This is a genomic window from Pseudomonas sp. MYb193, assembly GCF_002966775.1.
Taxonomy (GTDB): Bacteria; Pseudomonadota; Gammaproteobacteria; order Pseudomonadales; family Pseudomonadaceae; genus Aquipseudomonas; species Aquipseudomonas paracarnis.
The window spans coordinates 2,024,593-2,044,496 of sequence record NZ_CP023269.1; the positions used below are offsets into that span (position 1 = coordinate 2,024,593).

The 19,904-nt window shown below is 58.9% G+C and carries 18 protein-coding genes; 10 read left to right on the plus strand and 8 right to left on the minus strand.

Going from position 1 to position 19,904, the window contains the following annotated elements; genetic code table 11:
• Positions 1-67 precede the first annotated feature (67 nt).
• Both hyi and gcl read right to left on the minus strand, forming a co-directional pair.
• Complete coding sequence (gene hyi, locus CLM72_RS09560) at positions 68-850, minus strand: hydroxypyruvate isomerase (protein WP_014717718.1); 783 nt, start codon at positions 848-850, stop codon at positions 68-70.
• 10 nt (positions 851-860) lie between these two features.
• Positions 861-2,636, minus strand: a complete 1,776-nt coding sequence (gene gcl / locus CLM72_RS09565; RefSeq protein ID WP_003189987.1) for a glyoxylate carboligase — start codon at positions 2,634-2,636, stop codon at positions 861-863.
• Positions 2,637-2,892: 256 nt separating this feature from the next.
• Between gcl and CLM72_RS09570 the strand changes: the two genes are divergently transcribed.
• Entirely contained in the window at positions 2,893-3,333 is a 441-nt protein-coding gene (locus CLM72_RS09570) for a heme-binding protein (RefSeq protein ID WP_105226279.1), read from the plus strand.
• 131 nt (positions 3,334-3,464) lie between these two features.
• On the opposite strand, the gene CLM72_RS09575 is transcribed toward CLM72_RS09570, so the two are convergent.
• Together CLM72_RS09575 and CLM72_RS09580 are read right to left on the minus strand one after the other, a co-directional pair.
• Positions 3,465-3,923, minus strand: a complete 459-nt coding sequence (locus CLM72_RS09575) for a transposase (protein WP_105226280.1) — start codon at positions 3,921-3,923, stop codon at positions 3,465-3,467.
• 203 nt (positions 3,924-4,126) lie between these two features.
• Positions 4,127-4,732: a TetR/AcrR family transcriptional regulator gene (locus CLM72_RS09580; RefSeq protein WP_032897537.1), complete on the minus strand. Its 606-nt coding sequence runs from the start codon at positions 4,730-4,732 to the stop codon at positions 4,127-4,129.
• A 134-nt stretch (positions 4,733-4,866) separates the two neighbouring features.
• Here CLM72_RS09580 and CLM72_RS09585 point away from each other — a divergent pair, with 134 nt between their 5' ends.
• Positions 4,867-5,781, plus strand: coding sequence for a DUF808 domain-containing protein (locus CLM72_RS09585; protein WP_105226281.1), 915 nt, complete (start codon positions 4,867-4,869; stop codon positions 5,779-5,781).
• A 56-nt stretch (positions 5,782-5,837) separates the two neighbouring features.
• On the opposite strand, the gene CLM72_RS09590 is transcribed toward CLM72_RS09585, so the two are convergent.
• Both CLM72_RS09590 and CLM72_RS09595 read right to left on the minus strand, forming a co-directional pair.
• Positions 5,838-6,626 carry a VacJ family lipoprotein gene (locus CLM72_RS09590; RefSeq protein WP_003189993.1) on the minus strand — a complete coding sequence of 263 codons (789 nt, stop codon included), beginning with the start codon at positions 6,624-6,626 and terminating at the stop codon, positions 5,838-5,840.
• On the minus strand, positions 6,619-7,917 hold the full coding sequence (locus CLM72_RS09595; protein WP_105226282.1) for a serine/threonine protein kinase: 1,299 nt from the start codon (positions 7,915-7,917) through the stop codon (positions 6,619-6,621). The genes CLM72_RS09590 and CLM72_RS09595 overlap by 8 nt, the downstream gene beginning before the upstream one ends.
• 234 nt (positions 7,918-8,151) lie before the next feature.
• Here CLM72_RS09595 and CLM72_RS09600 point away from each other — a divergent pair, with 234 nt between their 5' ends.
• The gene (locus CLM72_RS09600; protein WP_105226283.1) at positions 8,152-8,520 is read left to right on the plus strand and encodes a hypothetical protein; all 369 of its coding nucleotides are present in this window, start codon (positions 8,152-8,154) and stop codon (positions 8,518-8,520) included.
• Positions 8,521-9,147: 627 nt separating this feature from the next.
• Here CLM72_RS09600 and CLM72_RS09610 read toward each other — a convergent pair.
• The gene (locus CLM72_RS09610; protein WP_105226285.1) at positions 9,148-10,701 is read right to left on the minus strand and encodes a glycosyl hydrolase family 17 protein; all 1,554 of its coding nucleotides are present in this window, start codon (positions 10,699-10,701) and stop codon (positions 9,148-9,150) included.
• 332 nt (positions 10,702-11,033) lie between these two features.
• On the opposite strand from CLM72_RS09610, the gene CLM72_RS09615 reads away from it, so the two are divergent.
• The 3 genes from CLM72_RS09615 (at position 11,034) to CLM72_RS09625 (ending at position 14,084) form a co-directional block, all read left to right on the plus strand.
• Complete coding sequence (locus CLM72_RS09615; protein ID WP_105226286.1) at positions 11,034-11,885, plus strand: glycine betaine ABC transporter substrate-binding protein; 852 nt, start codon at positions 11,034-11,036, stop codon at positions 11,883-11,885.
• 232 nt (positions 11,886-12,117) lie between these two features.
• Positions 12,118-12,429, plus strand: coding sequence for a DUF485 domain-containing protein (locus CLM72_RS09620; RefSeq protein ID WP_057014105.1), 312 nt, complete (start codon positions 12,118-12,120; stop codon positions 12,427-12,429).
• Positions 12,426-14,084 carry a cation acetate symporter gene (locus tag CLM72_RS09625; protein ID WP_105226287.1) on the plus strand — a complete coding sequence of 553 codons (1,659 nt, stop codon included), beginning with the start codon at positions 12,426-12,428 and terminating at the stop codon, positions 14,082-14,084. Before CLM72_RS09620 ends, CLM72_RS09625 begins: the two co-directional genes overlap by 4 nt.
• 749 nt (positions 14,085-14,833) lie before the next feature.
• Here CLM72_RS09625 and gltA read toward each other — a convergent pair.
• Positions 14,834-16,123 carry a citrate synthase gene (gene gltA / locus CLM72_RS09635; RefSeq protein ID WP_014717728.1) on the minus strand — a complete coding sequence of 430 codons (1,290 nt, stop codon included), beginning with the start codon at positions 16,121-16,123 and terminating at the stop codon, positions 14,834-14,836.
• A 365-nt stretch (positions 16,124-16,488) separates the two neighbouring features.
• Between gltA and sdhC the strand changes: the two genes are divergently transcribed.
• Genes sdhC through CLM72_RS09655 form a run of 4 tightly spaced genes read left to right on the plus strand, consistent with a single transcriptional unit; the run spans position 16,489 to position 19,717 of the window.
• Positions 16,489-16,863 carry a succinate dehydrogenase, cytochrome b556 subunit gene (gene sdhC, locus CLM72_RS09640; RefSeq protein ID WP_014717729.1) on the plus strand — a complete coding sequence of 125 codons (375 nt, stop codon included), beginning with the start codon at positions 16,489-16,491 and terminating at the stop codon, positions 16,861-16,863.
• Positions 16,857-17,225 carry a succinate dehydrogenase, hydrophobic membrane anchor protein gene (gene sdhD / locus CLM72_RS09645; protein WP_003172805.1) on the plus strand — a complete coding sequence of 123 codons (369 nt, stop codon included), beginning with the start codon at positions 16,857-16,859 and terminating at the stop codon, positions 17,223-17,225. Before sdhC ends, sdhD begins: the two co-directional genes overlap by 7 nt.
• 3 nt (positions 17,226-17,228) lie before the next feature.
• Positions 17,229-19,001, plus strand: coding sequence for a succinate dehydrogenase flavoprotein subunit (sdhA, locus tag CLM72_RS09650; protein ID WP_010211741.1), 1,773 nt, complete (start codon positions 17,229-17,231; stop codon positions 18,999-19,001).
• Between the two features lie 11 nt (positions 19,002-19,012).
• On the plus strand, positions 19,013-19,717 hold the full coding sequence (locus tag CLM72_RS09655; protein WP_003172807.1) for a succinate dehydrogenase iron-sulfur subunit: 705 nt from the start codon (positions 19,013-19,015) through the stop codon (positions 19,715-19,717).
• Positions 19,718-19,904 lie beyond the last annotated feature (187 nt).

The following is a 19,904-nucleotide window of genomic DNA, read 5'->3' on the forward strand; positions in this document are numbered from 1 at the left end:
CTGATACACCGGGGTGTCCGCATCGCAGGCAAGCCAGCTCCCACATTGTTTTGTGTTGTGTCAGTTGTCAGATGGCGTTGTGGGTTTTGAGCCAACCCAAGCCCGCCTCGGTAGTGGTCAACGGCTTGTATTCACAGCCGACCCAACCCGCGTAACCAATGCGGTCCAGATGCTCGAACAGGAAGCGGTAGTTGATCTCACCGGTACCTGGTTCGTTGCGCCCAGGGTTATCCGCCAGTTGAATGTGGTTGATCTCGCCCAGGTGCGCCGCCATGGTCCGCGCCAGGTCGCCTTCCATGATTTGCATGTGGTAGATGTCGTATTGCAGGAACAGATTGGCGCTGCCCACTTGCTCGCGAATCGACAGGGCCTGCGCCGTGTTGTTGAGGTAGAAGCCGGGAATGTCGCGGGTGTTGATCATCTCCATCACCAGCTTGATACCCGCCGCCTGCAGCTTCTCGGCGGCGTACTTGAGGTTGGCGACAAAGGTCTTTTCCACGGTCTCGTCATCAACGCCCTGGGGCCGGATACCCGCCAGGCAGTTGACCTGGGTGTTGCCCAAGACCTGAGCATAGGCGATTGCCAGTTTGACCCCGGCACGGAACTCCTCGACCCGGTCCGGGTGGCAAGCCAGGCCGCGCTCGCCCTTGGCCCAGTCACCGGCAGGCAGGTTGAACAACACCTGGGTCAGGCCGTTGGCGTCCAACTGCGCCTTGATGTCGGCAGAGCTGAATTCATACGGGAACAGGTACTCCACGCCCTGGAAGCCGGCATCGGCAGCCGCTTTGAAGCGGGCAAGGAAATCCTGTTCGGTAAACAGCATGGACAGGTTGGCAGCAAAGCGCGGCATAGGGTTCTCCTTAATCGAGCAGGGAAATGGCAGTCGGCGCGTCGTTGCCGACCAGGGCCAGGTCTTCGAATTCATTGACGGCGTTGATCTCGGTGCCCATGGAAATATTGGTCACCCGCTCCAGAATAATCTCAACGATCACCGGCACCTTGAATTCTTCGATCATCTCTTGGGCGCGGCGCAAGGCCGGTTGGATCTGGCCTGGCTCGAACACACGCAGGGCCTTGCAACCCAGGCCCTCGGCAACGGCCACATGGTCGACGCCATAGCCGTTGAGTTCGGGGGCGTTGAGGTTGTCGAAGGACAGCTGCACGCAGTAGTCCATCTCGAACCCACGCTGGGCCTGGCGGATCAGGCCCAGGTAAGAGTTGTTCACTACCACATGGATGTACGGCAGCTTGAACTGTGCGCCCACCGCCAGTTCTTCGATCATGAACTGGAAGTCATAGTCGCCCGACAAGGCCACCACTTTGCGGCTCGGGTCGGCCTTGACCACGCCCAGCGCCGCGGGAATGGTCCAGCCCAGTGGGCCAGCCTGGCCGCAGTTGATCCAGTGGCGGGGCTTGTATACATGCAAGAATTGCGCGCCGGCAATCTGCGACAGGCCGATGGTGCTGACGTAGCAGGTGTCTTTGCCGAACACCTGGTTCATCTCTTCGTAAACGCGTTGCGGCTTGACCGGCACGTTGTCGAAGTGAGTCTTGCGGTGCAGGGTGGCCTTGCGTTGTTGGCAGTCATGCAACCAGGCACTGCGATCCTTGAGCTTGCCGGCGGCTTTCCACTCGCGGGCCACTTCAATGAACATCGTCAGCGCGGAGCCGGCGTCGGAAACGATGCCCAGGTCCGGCGTGAACACGCGGCCAATCTGAGTCGGCTCGATGTCGACGTGAATGAATTTACGGCCTTCGGTGTACACCTCTACCGAACCGGTGTGACGGTTGGCCCAGCGGTTGCCGATGCCCAGTACCACGTCCGACTTGAGCATCGTCGCGTTGCCGTAGCGGTGCGAGGTTTGCAGGCCGACCATGCCCACCATCAGCGGATGGTCGTCCGGGATAGTGCCCCAGCCCATCAGGGTCGGGATCACCGGGATGCCGGTCAGCTCAGCGAACTCCACCAGCAACTCGCTGGCGTCGGCGTTGATCACGCCGCCACCGCTCACCAGCAATGGGCGTTCGGCTGCGTCGAGCAGAGCCAGGGCTTTTTCCACTTGCACACGGGTCGCCAGCGGCTTGGCCAGAGGCAGCGGCTGGTAGGCGTCGATGTCGAATTCGATCTCGGCCATCTGTACGTCGAACGGCAGGTCGATCAACACCGGGCCAGGGCGGCCGGAGCGCATTTCATAGAAGGCTTTCTGGAACGCGTAAGGCACTTGGCCGGGCTCCAGCACCGTGGTTGCCCACTTGGTCACTGGCTTGACGATGCTGGTGATGTCAACGGCCTGGAAGTCTTCCTTGTGCATCCGGGCGCGGGGGGCTTGGCCGGTAATGCACAGGATCGGGATCGAGTCGGCCGAGGCGCTGTACAGGCCGGTGACCATATCGGTACCCGCCGGGCCCGACGTGCCGATGCACACGCCGATGTTGCCGGCCTTGGTACGGGTGTAGCCCTCGGCCATGTGCGAGGCGCCTTCAACGTGGCGAGCAAGGACGTGATCGATGCCACCCACCTTCTGCAAGGCCGAATACAGCGGGTTGATCGCGGCGCCTGGGATACCGAAGGCGGTATCCACACCTTCACGGCGCATCACCAGGACGGCGGCTTCGATTGCTCTCATTTTGCTCATGGTTTTGGTGCCTCTTGCGTTTTGTAATTGTATACAAGTGGTGTCTATCCAAAGTGTATTCACGGCGAGCGGCGTTGGTCAATGCCTTTCGTAAACTGACCTTTGCGTTCGTCGGAAGCGCTTTTTTCGACGTGTGGAGCTTTTGTTGAAAAATATTGTATACAAAAATAAACATCATTGTGTTCTATTTGTGTGATCGAGCATCTGATCAAACAGACCTCACCGCATTACCCATAACAAGATAAGGACGGCACCCATGAGCGCTTTAACCTTGAAACTCGCCACTCAACTGGCCACCCAGGCCCTTACTGCAGGCCGCACCATTTCGGCTGCGCCACTGACCATCGCCGTGCTCGACAGCGGCGGCCACCTGGTCACCCTGCAACGCGAAGACGGCGCCAGCCTGCTACGCCCGCAAATCGCCATCGGCAAGGCCTGGGGCGCCATTGCCCTGGGCAAGGGTTCACGTTTGCTGGCACTGGACGCCCAACAGCGCCCGGCGTTTATCGCGGCGTTGAACAGCCTGGGGCAGGGCAGCGTCGTGCCGGCGCCGGGTGGGGTGTTGATTCGGGATCAGAGCGGCATGGTGCTGGGCGCGATCGGGATCAGCGGGGATACGTCCGATATTGACGAGCAGTGTGCGATCACGGCGATAGAAGGAGTGGGGTTGATGGCGGATGCGGGGGCGTCGGCTTGAATCGTTCTGACTGTGAGTAAGCTATCGCAGGCAAGCCAGCTCCCACATTGGCGGTGTTCACAAATTCAACTGTGTGAGTGCAATCAGTGTGGGAGCTGGCTTGCCTGCGATGCAGTCGACTCGGTCTCCAGTCAAACCCAAATGGCATCCCACAGCGGATAGTCACCAAGCTTCTTTACCAGCCCGGCCCTGAGTGGATTGGCTACGATGTAACGTGCAATCCCCTCAAGGCTTTCCTCTCGACGCACGGCATGGTCATGAAAGCCCGGTTGCCAGAGGCGACCTTGGCGACCAGCCACCGCATTCACCACTCGGGTGCTCTTGGATTTAACTTGTCGCATCAAGTCGGCAAGTGAACCTTTCTCCAGAGAAACAAGCCAATGGAAATGATCAGGCATTACCACCCAGGCCAATGATGTTGCGAGCCCTTTATATTGGGCGATCCTGAATTGTTGTACGACCAGGCGGCCGAGTCTGAAGTCGCTGAAGATGGGCTCGCGTTCAAGGGTGTTGGTGGTGAGCAGGTAAATGCGGTTGGACTCGTTATAGCGGCCGATGCGCAGGCGTTTTGAAGCAGGTAAATCAGGCATTCCGTGGCCTCTCTTCAGGTGGTGTTCTGAGAGGCTAGACTGAGGGGCGAAGGCTGATCGGCGGGCTTTTAGCAGGATGTGTCTGGATGGGCGCTATCGCGGGCAAGCCCGCTCCCACAGGGGATTGTGACCATTTTACATTTTGTGTCCGGCGCAAATCCGGGTGGAAGCTGGCTTGCCTGCGATAGCCTCGCCGCGGTCTATCAATCCGGCTCACACCCCTTGAGCACCAACCGAATAATCGTCTGCGCCGCCGCCTCATAATCGGCCTCATCCAGCTTGGCCTTGCCAGTCACCGCTGAGATCTGCCAGTCGAAATCGGCATAGGTCTGGGTCGCCGCCCAGATGCTGAACATCAGGTGGTTGGGGTCGATCGCTGCGATCAGGCCACGGTCAACCCAGCTCTGAATGCAGTCGATATTGTGCTTGGCCTGAGCGTTGAGCTGCTCAACCTGGTCGGCGCTCAGGTGTGGGGCGCCGTGCATGATTTCGCTGGCGAACACCTTGGAAGCGAACGGCAGGTCGCGGGAGATGCGGATTTTGGAGCGGATGTAGTTGCTCAATACTTCCTTGGGCTCGCCTTCGGGGTTGAACGGCGTGGAGGCGGCCAGGATCGGCTCGATAATGCTTTCGAGCACTTCGCGGTAAAGGTTGTCCTTGGACTTGAAGTAGTAATAGACGTTGGGCTTGGGCAGCCCGGCCTTGGCGGCGATGTCGCTGGTTTTGGTCGCGGCGAAGCCCTTGTCGGCAAACTCCTCGCTCGCCGCCCGCAGGATTTTTTCTTTGTTGCGCTCGCGAATGCTGCTCATAAACCAGACGTTTCCTTGCCATGACAGGCGGTTGCGCATGGTAGCACCGGCCATCTGCAAGCCTCAACAATCTGCCCGCAACGCCTTGCGCCGCGCTATGCTCGCGCCATCTCTCTCTAACGGAAGTCCGGTTCATGGCAGGAAGCAGCTTGTTGGTGTTGATTGACGATATCGCGGCGGTACTCGATGACGTCGCGCTGATGACAAAAATGGCCGCCAAGAAGACATCGGGCGTGCTGGGCGATGACCTTGCACTGAACGCCCAGCAGGTCTCCGGCGTGCGCGCCGAGCGAGAAATCCCGGTGGTGTGGGCGGTGGCCAAGGGCTCGTTTATCAACAAGCTGATCCTGGTGCCGACGGCCCTGTTGATCAGCGCCTTTGCACCCTGGGCGGTGATACCGCTGTTGATGCTCGGCGGCGCCTACCTGTGTTTCGAGGGCTTCGAAAAGCTCGCGCACAAATTCCTGCACAGCAAGGCTGAAGATCAAGCCGAACACGCACAGTTGGCTGAAGCTGTGGCCGACCCGGCAACCGATCTGGTGGCGTTCGAGAAAGACAAGATCAAGGGCGCGATCCGTACCGACTTTATTCTTTCCGCCGAAATCATTGCCATCACCCTCGGCATCGTCGCCGACGCGCAGCTCACGCAGCAGGTGATCGTGCTGTCGGGTATCGCCATTGTCATGACCATCGGCGTATATGGATTGGTGGCCGGTATCGTCAAGCTCGACGACCTGGGGCTGTGGCTGACGCAGAAGCCGGGCCAGGTGGCGCGCAGTATTGGCGGCGCGATTCTGAGTGCGGCCCCCTACATGATGAAGAGCTTGTCGGTGATTGGCACGGCGGCGATGTTCATGGTCGGTGGCGGCATCCTCACCCATGGCGTGCCCGTGGTGCATCATTGGGTCGAAACCGTGAGCCAGAGCACCGGCGCGTTGGCGTGGCTGATGCCAACGCTGCTCAATGCGGTGGCGGGGATCATCGCCGGCGCCGTTGTTCTGGCAGTGGTCAGCGTGGTGGGCAAGGGCTGGAAAGCGCTGCGAGGGTGAAACCGCATGCATAAAAAAGGCCATTCAATCGAATGGCCTTTTTTTATCGCTGCTGTTTACTCGGCGATCTGCAACTTGCGCGATTCGGTGTAGATATACCGCACCTTCTCATACTCGAACGGCGAGTTCATCTGGCCGTAGCGGAAGCTGGTCTGGTAGCGCTTGTCGACGGCGCGCAGGGCCCAGACTTCCGGATGGTTGGAGCTGACTTCGGATACGTTGAGGAAGTTGATCTGCGATTCGGCGCTGTAGTCCACCAGCAGGCCGCCGGTGTCACGCAGGTTCGACGGGCCGAAGATCGGCAGCATCAGGTAGGCGCCACCCGGTACACCGTAGAAGCCCAGGGTCTGGCCGAAGTCTTCGCTCTGGCGCGGCAGGCCCATGGCGGTGGCCGGGTCCCACAGGCCGGCGATGCCAATGGTGGTGTTGACCAGCAGGCGCCCGGTGGTTTCCAGGGAGCGGTGGCCCTTGAGTTGCAACAAGCTGTTCATCAGGTTGGGCACATCGCCCAAATTGTTGAAGAAGTTGCTCACGCCGGTGCGCAGGAAGCTCGGCGTGACGTAGCGGTAACCGTTCACCACCGGCAGGAACACCCACTGGTCGAAGCGATAGTTGAAGTGGTACACGCGACGGTTCCACGACTCCAGTGGGTCGTAGACGTTGAGCGCGGTGAGCGTGGAACGTTCGAACTCACGCTGGTCCAAGCCTGGGTTGAACTTGAGCTTGGTCAGCGGCTCCTTGAAGCCGTCCGCATCGACCTTGACGGGTTCTTGGGCCTTGCTGTTGTCGGCATTGGCCACGCCTGCGCACATCAGTGCGGCGAGCAGCAGAAGATATTTAGCCACGGAAGAACTCCAGCATGGCGTCGGCGTTGACGCGGTAATTGAGGTTGCCGCAGTGGCCGCCCAGCGGGTAGACGGTCAAGCGATCGCCGAAGGTTTTACGCAGGAAACCCAGGTCGCCAGGGCCGAGGATCACATCGTCGGCGTTATGCATCACGGCGATTTTCGGGCTGTCGCGCAGGTAGTCCTTGAGGGCGTACAAGCTGACCTGATCGATCAGTTGCAGCAGGCTGCCGCCATCGGAACGAGCGCGCCACATCGGGATCACTTGTTCGGTGAGGTAGCAGTCGAAGTCACACTGCAGGGCACGCTTGAGGAACGGCGTGAGGCTGGTGCCTTCAGTGATCGGGTACTTGGGCGGAATGATCAGGCCACGGCGGTTGATCAAGTCCGAAGTGAACGCAATGTCAGCGGCCGAGAAGCGGAACGAGGTGCCGATCAGCATGGCCATCTGTTCATTGCTCAGGTGCTGCTTGGACTGCTGGAAGTCATAGAGCAAGGCATCGTTGAGGTCGATGTAGCCTTTTTGCTGGAAGTAACGCGTCAGTTTGCTCAGTACCAACTCATAGAAGGTGGTGCTGTTGTTGATGCCCTTGACCTCGGTCTGTACCAGCTTGTCGAGGTTGGTGATCGAGGTGTAGAGGTTGACCGGCGGGTTGAGCAGCAGCACTTTCTTGAAGTTGAAGCTGCGGCGGGTCTCATCCAGCTTGCTGACAAACGCCGCATCCAGGGCGCCCAGGCTGTAGCCGGTGAGGTAGAAGTCGGTCACTGGCAACGAGGCATTTTGTGCACGCACAGCTTGCATCACGCGGTACATGTCTTCGGCATCTTCCTGGGTGATACCCGGGGTGGCGAAGCGCGAAGCGGCGCTGATGAAGTCGAAGCTGGTTGGCGAGGAGAGCTGCACCACATGGTAGCCGGCCTGGTAGTACAGCTTTTTCAGGTATTCGTTGATGCTGCTGTCAAAGCGTGCGCCGGTGCCGGCGATCAGGAAGATCAAAGGCGCAGCACGGTCCTGCTTGGCAATGCGGTAGGTGAGTTTCTTCACCGCCCAGAAATTGTCCGGCAGGCTGAACTCGCGCTCGGGGCGCATATTCAGGGTGTAATCGGATTGGTTGATTTCGTCGTCGTTCGGCAGGGTTGGCCGCAGATCGGGAGGTGTGGTGGCGATGGTCGCTTCGAACGGGTTGGTCAAAGGGTAGCCATAGCTGGCTTGGTCGATATCGACGGCCAGTGCTGACGCACTCAAAAATAGGCTGCCCAGCAAGGCAGCACAGCGCAAGGAACGGAGCATGACTTAATCCCTAAGAGGAACGGGCTGAATGAAGTTCGCAGGCTATGACCACCGCCTTGTCACCGAAGTGCCAACACTCGGCACGAAAAGTCGGAATTAAATGTCGGAATCGGGGTAATAGTAGCGAAACGATACACTTTGCCATGCATTGTTGAACAGATATCTGCGCGAACACCTTGCTAACGGCCGCCGTGGGATTAAGCTGGGCGCCGTTTTTGCCTATCGGAGTGCCCCATGTCCCGTCGTTTGCCGTTGATCCTGCTGCTTATTGCCCTGCCGTTATGGCTGGCCGCCAGTTATGCCGCACGCTATGGCTTCATGGAGGATGGGCAATGGGTTGGCATCTGCGCTGATGAGGCCAGCCGCTGGGAATGCCAGGTGCGTTCGAACATGGGTTTGATGATTCATTTCAAGCTGCTGGGGTGGGCGGCGTTGATCACTTCGGTGCTGGGCTTTTTTGTACCGGGGCGTGCGGGGTGGGCGTTGGCAGTGGTGGGGTTGGTGTTCGGGTTGCCGGCGCTGGCGCTGTACAACACGACGTTTGCGGTGTTTGCGGTGGTGATTGCGGGGTTGCGGTTGGTCAGGAAGCCTCGCGGCGCCTGATGTGGCCTCATCGCAGCATAGGTATCTACATAACTCTGTTAGCTCAACGGTAACCACGATGCGAAGCGAGCCGCTCTTGATCTTGATCTGCTTTTGATCTTAGGCGCCCCGTTAAACCACGCTGGCCGGAATTCGACAGGGATTTGGGGGGTAAACCGGCAGGGATGCCGGTTTAGCCGCCCCGCGCCATGGATGGCGCGTGGCGGCGGCCCCCCAAATCACTGGCGGATTACGGGCACACCGAGCCTAAGCGAGGTGCCGAGTGGTGGGGCAAGAGCGCTTTGCTTACTTTCGCGCTTTTCGAAAGTGAGCCGCCGTCAGGGCGGAACCCTAAGTGGCAGTTACCGCAGGAATGGATATGTGCACGGTCCAACTGTGTTGACTGTCAGGCCGTCTTCGCAGGCAAGCCAGCTCCCACATTGGATCGCGGGGCATCAGTTATATCTGTGTCGGCTGCCAGGCCGTCACGGGAGCAAGCTCCCTCGCCACAGATTTAGCGTCGTGCCGAAGTTGTGTAGATACCTATGCTCATCGCAGGCAAGCCAGCTCCCACAGTTGATTGGGTTCACACATTTCTATCTGTGAGCACGGTCAACTGTGGGAGCTGGCTTGCCTGCGATAGCGGTGTTACGCCCTGCGCACTCGCAAGCAACGCCACAAAGCCGCAACCATCAGCACGCTGACCACTGCCCAACCCCAGGCCTGCTGGTTCAACAGCCCTTCACGGTACATCTGCGGCGCAACGCCGGCACCGATGATAAAGGCCAGCAACGCAATCTCCCGACGTGGCCCGGTCACCGGGCGTATCAGGTACACCAGGGCCGGTAACACCAGCGCTGCGCTTGGAAAGCTGCGATAGCGCGGGTCAAACACCAGCGCCAGCATCATCACCGCACCGGCAAACCCGGCGATTGCAATCAGCCAGCCGGCGCGCTGCTCCAGCCAGTTGAACCCGCGCTCACGCCAGCCTTGCCGGGCGCTGAGGGCCAGCGCGGCATGAGCCAGCACCAGCAGGTTCAAGACCACCAGCAAGCCTGCCCATAGCCATTCATCGTTGAAACGCGCAGTGACGCGGGTCAGTTCGGCCCAACTGCCAATGGAGCATGCTGCGACGGCCCCTAGCAACGGCAGTATTAGCGCAGAGCGAGTGCTGCGAACACGGCCGCCGAGCACCAGGGTGCCCAGCAGGATGAGCCCGCCGACGCCCAGCCACAGTGGCCAGTACGGCACATTGGTCACCGGGCCGGCGAGGATACCTTTGTCCTGACGGTCTGCATCGAACAGCCCCCAGTAACCACCCACAGCCCCTTCACTCGCACGTTTCCATGGCTGGTCAAAGGCTTCGATCAGGTTGTAGCGCCAGCCATTGGCTTCGGCCATGGCCACGAAGCCGCGCATGAACCTGGCCTCATTGACCCGGCTGGGCACGGCGGTTTCGCGCTGCCGGCCTTCGCTGGGCCAGCCGGTTTCGCCGATCACGATGTCCTTGGGCGCGAATTTATGGCCGAAGGTCTGGCGCACATCGCCCACGTGCTTGAGCGCCTGGTCGATGCCGGACGGCTCATCTTCCCAATACGGCAACAGGTGAATGGTCAGGAAGTCCACCGCAGGCTCGATTTCCGGGTGTTGCAACCAGAACTCCCAGACATCGGCATAGGTGACGGGCTGCTTGATCTGGCTTTTAACCTGATGGATCAGCGCCACCAGTTGCTTGGCGGTGACTTCCTTGCGCAGCAGGGCTTCGTTGCCGACGATCACCGAGGTCACCACGTCCGGGCTGGCGTTGGCCGCCGCGATCAACTCGTTGATCTCTTTTTCGGTCGCCACGGGGTCGCTGCTGACCCAGGCCCCGGCCATCACTTTCAACCCATGCTTGCGCGCCATGTCCGGCAGGGCCTCCAGGCCGGTCATGGAGTAGGTGCGAATGCATTCAAAGCGCGTAGCGAGCAGCGCCAGGTCGGCGTCCATGCGCTCGGTGCGCAACCTGAACGGCTGGTCGAATGGGGATTGGTCTTTGTCGAACGGTGTGTAGGACGCACATTGCAGCTTATGGCTGGCGCTGGCGACGTCTGGCAACACCACGGGCCGGCCGAGGCCGTACCAGTAGCCGACAAGGGCAAACACGCCGAGGATCAAGGCGAAGAAATAGGGCAGGGCAGGGAAGCGGGCAGTCGCGGGCATGGTCGGCTTATCTGGGGGAGCAAAGGCGCGCATCTTACCCGGATTTGCCGCAGCCCTGTGGGGCTGCATAATTTTGACATGCAAACTTCGGGCGGGATTCTGGCGATAACGCCTACAAAGCATCCTGCTGGCGATGTGATGTCGTTTCCTGCTCAACCAAGGTCGCTGACAGAGCAGGGCAAATGCCTACGCAGGTTGAAGATAAAACTGTCAGTACTCCACTGATGCCTCAGCAACCGGATCGATGCGCGTGAAGGGGGCGCGGTGCACCCTATAACAACAGTTTGACGTCGCTCGGCATCCGTCGGGCGCAGCACTTTCGGGGAAGTACTATGAAGATGCGACGACTCTTGGGCGCAGTTGCCACTCTGGTAGTTGCGATGGGCTCCACACTGGCCAGTGCCGACAGCAAGACCCTGAGCATCGGTTACGTGGACGGCTGGTCCGACAGCGTGGCCACTACTCATGTGGCGGCAGAGGTGATCAAGCAAAAGCTCGGCTACGACGTAAAACTGCAAGCGGTTGCCACCGGGATCATGTGGCAGGGCGTCGCCACCGGCAAACTCGATGCCATGCTTTCCGCCTGGCTACCGGTGACCCACGGTGAATACTGGACCAAGAACAAGGACAAGGTGGTCGACTACGGCCCCAACTTCAAGGATGCCAAGATCGGCCTGATCGTGCCGGAATACGTCAAGGCCAAGTCCATCGAAGACCTCAAGACCGACACCACCTTCAAGAACAAGATCGTCGGCATCGACGCCGGTTCAGGCGTAATGCTCAAGACCGACGAAGCTATCAAGCAATATGGCCTGGACTACAAACTGCAAGCCAGCTCGGGTGCGGCGATGATTGCCGAACTGACCCGCGCCGAAGACAAGCAGGAGTCGATTGCGGTCACCGGTTGGGTACCGCACTGGATGTTCGCCAAGTGGAAACTGCGTTTCCTGGACGACCCAAAAGGGATTTATGGTGCTGCTGAAACCGTCAACAGCATCGGCAGCAAGGGCCTGGAGAAGAAAGCGCCGGAAGTCGCAGCCTTCCTGAAGAAATTCCAGTGGGCCTCCAAGGATGAAATCGGTGAAGTCATGCTGGCGATTCAAGAAGGCGCCAAGCCGGACGCAGCGGCCAAGGACTGGGTAGCCAAGCACCCCGAGCGCGTCGCCGAATGGACTGCTAAATAACCCCGCCCCAATTGTAGGAGCGAGCTTGCTCGCGAAGAACGCACAGGCACCGCGATCATCCAGAATGAACGCGTTATCGTTGACGTTTTTCGCGAGCAAGCTCGCTCCTACACTTTTTACAAATCCTCGCTAAGCTCGATCTACTACTAAGGTCGTCTGGAACCCATTGCGCAGCCGCATACAGTGGATACGTTCCAAAATAATAAAAAGCTGTGCTGCGAGGATAAAAACAATGAACGACAGCATTTACCTCTCGATTCAAAACAGCCCGCGTTTCAAGGAGCTGGTCAGGAAAAGGGAAAGGTTCGCCTGGATTCTCTCGGCGATCATGCTCGGGCTTTACTCCGGTTTCATCCTGTTGATTGCCTACGGGCCGCAAGTACTGGGGGCCAAGCTCAGCCCCGGTTCATCCATTACCTGGGGTATCCCTATCGGGGTCGGGCTGATTGTCTCGGCCTTCATCCTTACCGGCATCTATGTGCGACGCGCCAACGGCGAATTCGACGACCTGAACAATGCGATTCTCAAGGAGGCTGCGCAATGATCCGTCGTCTATTGGCTGTATTCGGCGCTTCAGTCGTTGCGCCCGCCGTTTGGGCGGCAGATGCATTGACGGGTGAAGTGCATAAACAACCGCTGAATATTGCAGCGATTCTGATGTTCGTGGCCTTTGTCGGCGCGACGTTGTGCATCACCTACTGGGCATCCAAGCGCAACAAGTCGGCGGCCGACTACTATGCGGCCGGCGGCAAGATCACCGGTTTCCAAAACGGTCTGGCGATTGCCGGTGACTACATGTCGGCGGCGTCCTTCCTGGGGATTTCCGCGTTGGTGTTCACCTCCGGCTACGACGGCTTGATCTACTCGATCGGCTTCCTTGTGGGCTGGCCGATCATTCTGTTCCTGATCGCCGAGCGCTTGCGTAACCTGGGCAAATACACCTTTGCCGACGTGGCGTCCTATCGCCTGGGGCAAACCCAGATCCGCAGCCTGTCGGCGTGTGGCTCGCTGGTGGTGGTGGCGTTCTACCTGATCGCGCAGATGGTTGGCGCGGGCAAGCTGATCCAGCTGCTCTTTGGCCTTGATTACCATGTGGCGGTGATCCTTGTGGGGATCCTGATGTGCCTGTACGTGCTGTTCGGCGGCATGTTGGCGACCACCTGGGTGCAGATCATCAAGGCGGTACTGTTGCTGTCCGGTGCCTCGTTCATGGCGCTGATGGTGATGAAGCACGTCAACTTCGACTTCAACATGCTGTTCTCCGAGGCGATCAAGGTTCACCCTAAAGGTGAGGCGATCATGAGCCCCGGCGGCCTGGTGAAAGACCCGATCTCGGCGTTCTCGCTGGGCCTGGCACTGATGTTCGGTACCGCCGGCCTGCCGCACATCCTGATGCGCTTCTTCACGGTAAGCGACGCCAAGGAAGCGCGTAAGAGCGTGCTGTACGCAACCGGCTTCATCGGCTACTTCTATATCCTGACCTTCATCATCGGCTTCGGCGCGATCCTGCTGGTCAGCACCAACCCGGCGTTCAAGGATGCAGCAGGCGCCTTGCTCGGTGGCAATAACATGGCGGCGGTGCACCTGGCCAACGCGGTGGGTGGCAGTATCTTCCTGGGCTTCATCTCGGCCGTGGCGTTTGCCACCATCCTGGCGGTGGTTGCGGGCCTGACCCTGGCGGGTGCTTCGGCGGTGTCCCATGACCTGTATGCCAGCGTGATCAAGAAAGGCAAGGCCAACGAGAAGGATGAAATCCGCGTATCGAAGATCACCACCATCGCCCTGGCTGTGCTGGCGATTGGTTTGGGTATCCTGTTCGAAAGCCAGAACATCGCGTTCATGGTCGGCCTGGCGTTCTCGATTGCCGCCAGCTGTAACTTCCCGGTGCTGCTGCTTTCCATGTACTGGAAAAACCTCACCACCCGTGGCGCCATGATTGGCGGCTGGTTGGGCTTGATCAGTGCCGTGGGCCTGATGATCCTCGGCCCGACCATCTGGGTTTCGATCCTGCACCATGAAAAGGCGATCTTCCCGTACGAGTACCCGGCGCTGTTCTCGATGATCATTGCGTTCATCGGCATCTGGTTCTTCTCCATCACCGACAAATCGGCGGCGGCAGAGAAAGAGCGTGCGCTGTACTTCCCACAGTTTGTGCGTTCGCAGACTGGCCTGGGGGCGAGCGGGGCGGTTAATCACTAAGTCGTCAGTTGCATAAGAGATACCCCGGTCGCAAGGCCGGGGTATTTTTTTGCCTGGGCTGGCCTCATCGCGGCATAGGTATCTACACAACTTCGGCACGACGCTAAATCTGTGGCGAGGGAGCTTGCTCCCGTGACGGCCTGGCAGCCGACACAGATATAACTGATGCCCTGCGATCCAATGTGGGAGCTGGCTTGCCTGCGAAGACGGCCTGACAGTCAACACAGTTGGACCGTGTACATATCCATTCCTGCGGTAACGGCCACTTAGGGTTCCGCCCTGACGGCGGCTCACTTTCGAAAAGCGCGAAAGTAAGCAAAGCGCTCTTGCCCCACCACTCGGCACCTCGCTTAGGCTCGGTGTGCCCGTAATCCGCCAGTGATTTGGGGGGCCGCCGCCACGCGCCATCCATGGCGCGGGGCGGCTAAACCGGCATCCCTGCCGGTTTACCCCCCAAATCCCTGTCGAATTCCGGCCAGCGTGGTTTAACGGGGCGCCTAAGATCAAAAGCAGATCAAGATCAAGAGCGGCTCGCTTCGCATCGTGGTTACCGTTGAGCTAACAGAGTTATGTAGATACCTATGCTCATCGCGGGCGAACCCGGCTCCCACACTGGGCCGTGTCCTTTTGTTGGAATGCGGTCCAATGTGGGAGCTGGCTTGCCTGCGATGACGGTAGGTCAGGCCACACCAACAAAAACGGCCTCCACTAAGGGAGGCCGTTCTCATGACAAACAAGCCGTTAAGTGCTTACTTGCGGTCTTCCAGCTTGGTGATGTCACGCGACTCGTAGCCGGTGTACAGCTGGCGCGGGCGGCCAATCTTGTACGGGCTGGAGAGCATTTCCTTCCAGTGAGAGATCCAGCCCACGGTCCGCGCCAGGGCGAAGATCACGGTGAACATGCTGGTTGGAATGCCGATCGCCTTGAGGATGATCCCCGAGTAGAAGTCGACGTTCGGGTACAGCGAGCGTTCGATGAAGTACGGGTCGGTCAGGGCGATCTCTTCCAGGCGCATGGCCAGTTCGAGTTGCGGATCGTTCTTGATGCCCAGTTCCTTCAACACTTCGTCGCAGGTCTGCTTCATGACGGTAGCGCGCGGGTCGCGGTTCTTGTAGACCCGGTGACCGAAGCCCATCAGCTTGAACGGATCGTTCTTGTCCTTGGCCTTGGCGATGAAGGTGTCGATGTTGGACACATCGCCGATTTCATCGAGCATGGTCAATACGGCTTCGTTCGCACCGCCGTGGGCAGGGCCCCACAGTGCGGCGATACCGGCGGCAATACAGGCGAACGGGTTGGCACCCGAAGAGCCCGCCAGGCGCACGGTAGAGGTGGAAGCGTTCTGCTCGTGGTCGGCGTGGAGGATGAAGATCCGGTCCATGGCCTTGGCGAGCACCGGGCTGATCGGTTTGATCTCGCACGGGGTGTTGAACATCATGTGCAAGAAGTTTTCCGCGTACGTCAGGTCGTTGCGCGGGTACATCATGGGTTGGCCCATGGAGTACTTGTAAACCATTGCGGCCAGGGTAGGCATCTTGGCAACCAGGCGGATCGCGGAAATTTCGCGATGCTGCGGGTTATTGATGTCCAGGGAGTCGTGATAGAAGGCCGACAGGGCGCCTACTACACCGCACATGACGGCCATCGGGTGGGCGTCGCGACGGAAGCCGTTGAAGAAGGTCTTCAACTGCTCGTGAACCATGGTGTGGTTCTTCACGGTGCTGACGAACTGGGCTTTCTGCTCGGCTGTTGGCAATTCGCCATTTAGCAGCAGGTAGCAGGTTTCCAGGTAGTCCGACTTTTCAGCCAGTTGCTCGATCGGGTAGCCGCGATGAAGCAGAATGCCATTGTCACCATCGATATAGGTGATCTTCGACTCGCAGGAAGCGGTCGACATGAAGCCTGGGTCGAAAGTAAAACGGCCCGTGGCCGTCAGGCCCCGTACGTCGATAACATCGGGACCAACGGTGCCGGTTAAAATGGGCAGCTCGACGGGGGCTGCGCCCTCGATGATCAACTGCGCTTTTTTGTCAGCCATGTGGCCTCCTATTTATGCTTCAAATCATCAGACAGACCCCCCACGCAGGGCCCGCACCACTATATTGATATAAATCCAGATGTCAATTTGCCTAAAGTCTTGCGCCAGAAGGCTTTAACCGTACTTTTTCGTCGAAATTGACTGCCATTTACGCCTTTTATCCCGCCAGCGCAATCAGCTATTAGGGTGAGGTGTGCGCGTTGTCATTAGTAACCTAACTGTCTATACTCGGCCACCGACCGCCAAGGGCTTTTGGGCTTGCTTTCATTGGGGGTCGCACTCCCTGGGTGGTGCTTACCTGACCAGTCGCACTCCCCAACAACTTTGCCCTGATTGTTAGGGGCTCTTCAGTGTGAAAAAAAGCCGTGAATAGCCAACGACCTGTAAACCTAGACCTAAGGACCATCAAACTCCCCATCACCGGCGTTACGTCGTTCCTGCACCGTGTTTCCGGCATCATCCTGTTCCTGGGCTTGGGCATCATGCTTTATGCATTGAGCAAATCCCTGGGTTCCGAGGAAGGATACGCCGAGGTGAAGGCATGCTTGACCAGCCCGCTGGCCAAGTTCGTAGCATGGGGCCTCCTGTCCTCTCTTCTGTATCACCTGGTAGCCGGTGTGCGCCACTTGATCATGGACATGGGCATCGGTGAGACGCTGGAAGGCGGCCGCCTGGGCTCGAAAATCATCGTCGCCATTTCCGTGGTGCTGATCGTTCTGGCAGGAGTTTGGATATGGTAACCAGCGTAACGAATCTGTCGCGTTCGGGCCTCTATGACTGGATGGCACAGCGTGTGTCTGCGGTCGTTCTCGCGGCTTATTTCATTTTCCTGATCGGATACCTCGTCGCAAACCCGGGCATCGGCTATGAGCAATGGCACGGCCTGTTTTCCCACAATGCGATGCGAATCTTCAGTCTGCTGGCCCTTGTAGCCCTGGGCGCTCACGCCTGGGTTGGCATGTGGACCATCGCGACTGACTACCTGACGCCGATGGCGCTGGGCAAGTCCGCGACTGCAGTACGTTTCCTCTTCCAGGCAGTATGCGGCGTTGCGATGTTCGCTTACTTCGTCTGGGGTGTGCAGATTCTTTGGGGTATCTGATTCATGGCTAACATTCCAACTATTTCATTCGATGCCATCATTATTGGTGGCGGCGGTGCTGGCATGCGCGCTGCGCTGCAGCTGGCTCAGGGCGGTCACAAGACTGCCGTGATCACCAAGGTGTTCCCGACGCGCTCGCACACCGTATCGGCCCAGGGTGGCATCACCTGCGCCATCGCCTCTGCCGACCCGAACGATGACTGGCGCTGGCACATGTACGATACCGTCAAGGGTTCCGACTACATCGGTGACCAGGACGCTATCGAATACATGTGTCAGGAAGGCCCGGCCGCGGTGTTCGAGCTGGACCACATGGGTCTGCCGTTCTCCCGTACCGAACAAGGCCGTATCTACCAGCGTCCATTCGGTGGCCAGTCCAAGGATTACGGTAAAGGCGGCCAGGCTGCCCGTACCTGCGCTGCGTCCGACCGTACTGGTCACGCGCTGCTGCATACCCTTTACCAAGGCAACCTGAAAGCCGGTACCACGTTCCTGAACGAGTACTATGCGGTTGACCTGGTCAAGAACGCACAAGGCGAGTTCGTCGGTGTGATCGCCATCTGCATCGAAACCGGTGAAACCACCTACATCCGCGCCAAGGCTACTGTGCTGGCGACCGGTGGTGCAGGTCGTATCTACGCGTCGACCACCAATGCCCTGATCAACACCGGTGACGGCGTCGGCATGGCTCTGCGTGCTGGCGTACCGGTACAAGACATCGAAATGTGGCAGTTCCACCCGACCGGCATCGCCGGCGCCGGTGTACTGGTGACCGAAGGTTGCCGTGGTGAAGGTGGTTACCTGATCAACAAGCACGGCGAGCGTTTCATGGAGCGTTATGCTCCGAACGCCAAAGACTTGGCGGGTCGTGACGTTGTGGCCCGTTCGATGGTTAAAGAAATCATCGCCGGTAACGGCTGTGGCCCGAATGGCGACCACGTACTGCTCAAGCTCGATCACCTGGGCGAAGAAGTGCTGCACAGCCGCCTGCCTGGTATCTGCGAGCTGTCCAAGACCTTTGCCCACGTTGACCCGGTAGTTGCTCCGGTTCCGGTGGTTCCAACTTGCCACTATATGATGGGCGGCGTGCCGACCAACATTCACGGCCAGGCAATCACCCAGAACGCCGAAGGCGAAGACGAGATCATCCATGGTCTGTTCGCGGTAGGCGAAGTGGCTTGCGTATCGGTTCACGGTGCCAACCGCCTGGGCGGCAACTCGCTGCTTGACCTGGTGGTATTCGGTCGCGCGGCCGGCCTGCACCTGGAAAAAGCGCTGACTGACGGCATCGAATACGATGACGCCACCGACGCCAACATCGAAGCTGCCCTGGCGCGTCTGAACGCTCTGAACGAGCGCACTGATGGCGAAGACGTAGCAACCCTGCGTCGCGAGCTGCAAAGCTGCATGCAGAACTACTTCGGTGTGTTCCGTACTGGCGAATACATGCAGAAGGGCATCGCCCAGCTGGCCGACCTGCGCAAGCGCATCGCCAACGTCAAGATCAACGATAAGAGCCAGGCGTTCAACACCGCTCGTATCGAAGCCCTTGAGCTGCAAAACCTGCTGGAAGTGGCTGAAGCGACGGCGATCGCCGCCGAGGTTCGTAAAGAATCCCGTGGCGCTCACGCTCGTGAAGACTTCGAAGATCGCGACGACGAAAACTGGTTGTGCCACACCCTGTACTTCCCGGGTGACAAGCGCGTAACCAAGCGTGCCGTGAACTTCTCGCCGAAGACGGTACCGACGTTTGAACCGAAGATTCGGACTTACTAAGGGTGGCTGCCATGTTGAAAGTCAGTGTTTATCGCTACAACCCTGATCAGGACGCTGCGCCGTTCATGCAGGAATTCCAGGTCGATACCGGTGGTAAAGACCTGATGGTGCTGGATGTACTGGCACTGATCAAAGAGCAGGACGAGGGTTTCTCCTATCGTCGCTCTTGCCGTGAAGGTGTGTGCGGTTCCGACGGCATGAACATCAACGGCAAAAACGGCCTGGCGTGCATCACGCCGCTGTCCGCCGTGGTCAAAGGCAACAAGCTGATCGTTCGTCCGCTGCCAGGTTTGCCGGTTATCCGTGACCTGGTCGTCGATATGAGCATCTTCTACAAGCAATACGAGAAAGTTAAGCCGTTCCTGCAGAACGACACGCCGGCTCCGGCCATCGAGCGTCTGCAGTCCCCGGAAGAGCGTGAAAAGCTCGATGGCCTGTACGAGTGCATCCTGTGCGCTTGCTGCTCGACATCCTGCCCGTCCTTCTGGTGGAACCCGGACAAGTTCCTGGGTCCAGCTGCGCTGCTGCAAGCCTACCGCTTCCTGGCAGACAGCCGCGACACCAAGACGTCCGAGCGTCTGGCTTCGCTGGATGACCCGTTCAGCGTATTCCGCTGCCGCGGGATCATGAACTGCGTCAACGTATGTCCTAAAGGCCTGAACCCGACTAAGGCCATTGGTCACATCCGTAACATGCTGCTGCAGAGCGGCGTGTAACTGACGTTGTAGTAAAAGCAGGACCGTTGTGCCCGTAAATGCTACGGCGCAGGCTTCAACCGGCGCCGTAGTTTTAACTTGAGCAGCGACTTACAAAGCCGCGGCTCTTATTTTGAAGAAATGAGACAAGCAGGGGCATTCGGGTTGGTACCCGAACTATCAGCGTGATCCTAAGTGGCTTGTTTTG

Bases quoted from the DNA above. Each gene is read 5' to 3' on its own strand.
- sdhA (WP_010211741.1), top strand. From the start codon at position 17,229: ATGGCTAACATTCCAACTATTTCATTCGATGCCATCATTATTGGTGGC.
- CLM72_RS09570 (WP_105226279.1), top strand. From the start codon at position 2,893: ATGAGCGCTTTAACCTTGAAACTCGCCACTCAACTGGCCACCCAGGCC.
- CLM72_RS09620 (WP_057014105.1), top strand. From the start codon at position 12,118: ATGAACGACAGCATTTACCTCTCGATTCAAAACAGCCCGCGTTTCAAG.
- CLM72_RS09615 (WP_105226286.1), top strand. From the start codon at position 11,034: ATGAAGATGCGACGACTCTTGGGCGCAGTTGCCACTCTGGTAGTTGCG.
- CLM72_RS09655 (WP_003172807.1), top strand. From the start codon at position 19,013: ATGTTGAAAGTCAGTGTTTATCGCTACAACCCTGATCAGGACGCTGCG.
- hyi (WP_014717718.1), bottom strand. From the start codon at position 850: ATGCCGCGCTTTGCTGCCAACCTGTCCATGCTGTTTACCGAACAGGAT.
- sdhD (WP_003172805.1), top strand. From the start codon at position 16,857: ATGGTAACCAGCGTAACGAATCTGTCGCGTTCGGGCCTCTATGACTGG.
- CLM72_RS09585 (WP_105226281.1), top strand. From the start codon at position 4,867: ATGGCAGGAAGCAGCTTGTTGGTGTTGATTGACGATATCGCGGCGGTA.
- CLM72_RS09610 (WP_105226285.1), bottom strand. From the start codon at position 10,701: ATGCCCGCGACTGCCCGCTTCCCTGCCCTGCCCTATTTCTTCGCCTTG.
- CLM72_RS09595 (WP_105226282.1), bottom strand. From the start codon at position 7,917: ATGCTCCGTTCCTTGCGCTGTGCTGCCTTGCTGGGCAGCCTATTTTTG.
- gcl (WP_003189987.1), bottom strand. From the start codon at position 2,636: ATGAGCAAAATGAGAGCAATCGAAGCCGCCGTCCTGGTGATGCGCCGT.
- CLM72_RS09580 (WP_032897537.1), bottom strand. From the start codon at position 4,732: ATGAGCAGCATTCGCGAGCGCAACAAAGAAAAAATCCTGCGGGCGGCG.
- CLM72_RS09600 (WP_105226283.1), top strand. From the start codon at position 8,152: ATGTCCCGTCGTTTGCCGTTGATCCTGCTGCTTATTGCCCTGCCGTTA.
- CLM72_RS09625 (WP_105226287.1), top strand. From the start codon at position 12,426: ATGATCCGTCGTCTATTGGCTGTATTCGGCGCTTCAGTCGTTGCGCCC.
- CLM72_RS09575 (WP_105226280.1), bottom strand. From the start codon at position 3,923: ATGCCTGATTTACCTGCTTCAAAACGCCTGCGCATCGGCCGCTATAAC.
- gltA (WP_014717728.1), bottom strand. From the start codon at position 16,123: ATGGCTGACAAAAAAGCGCAGTTGATCATCGAGGGCGCAGCCCCCGTC.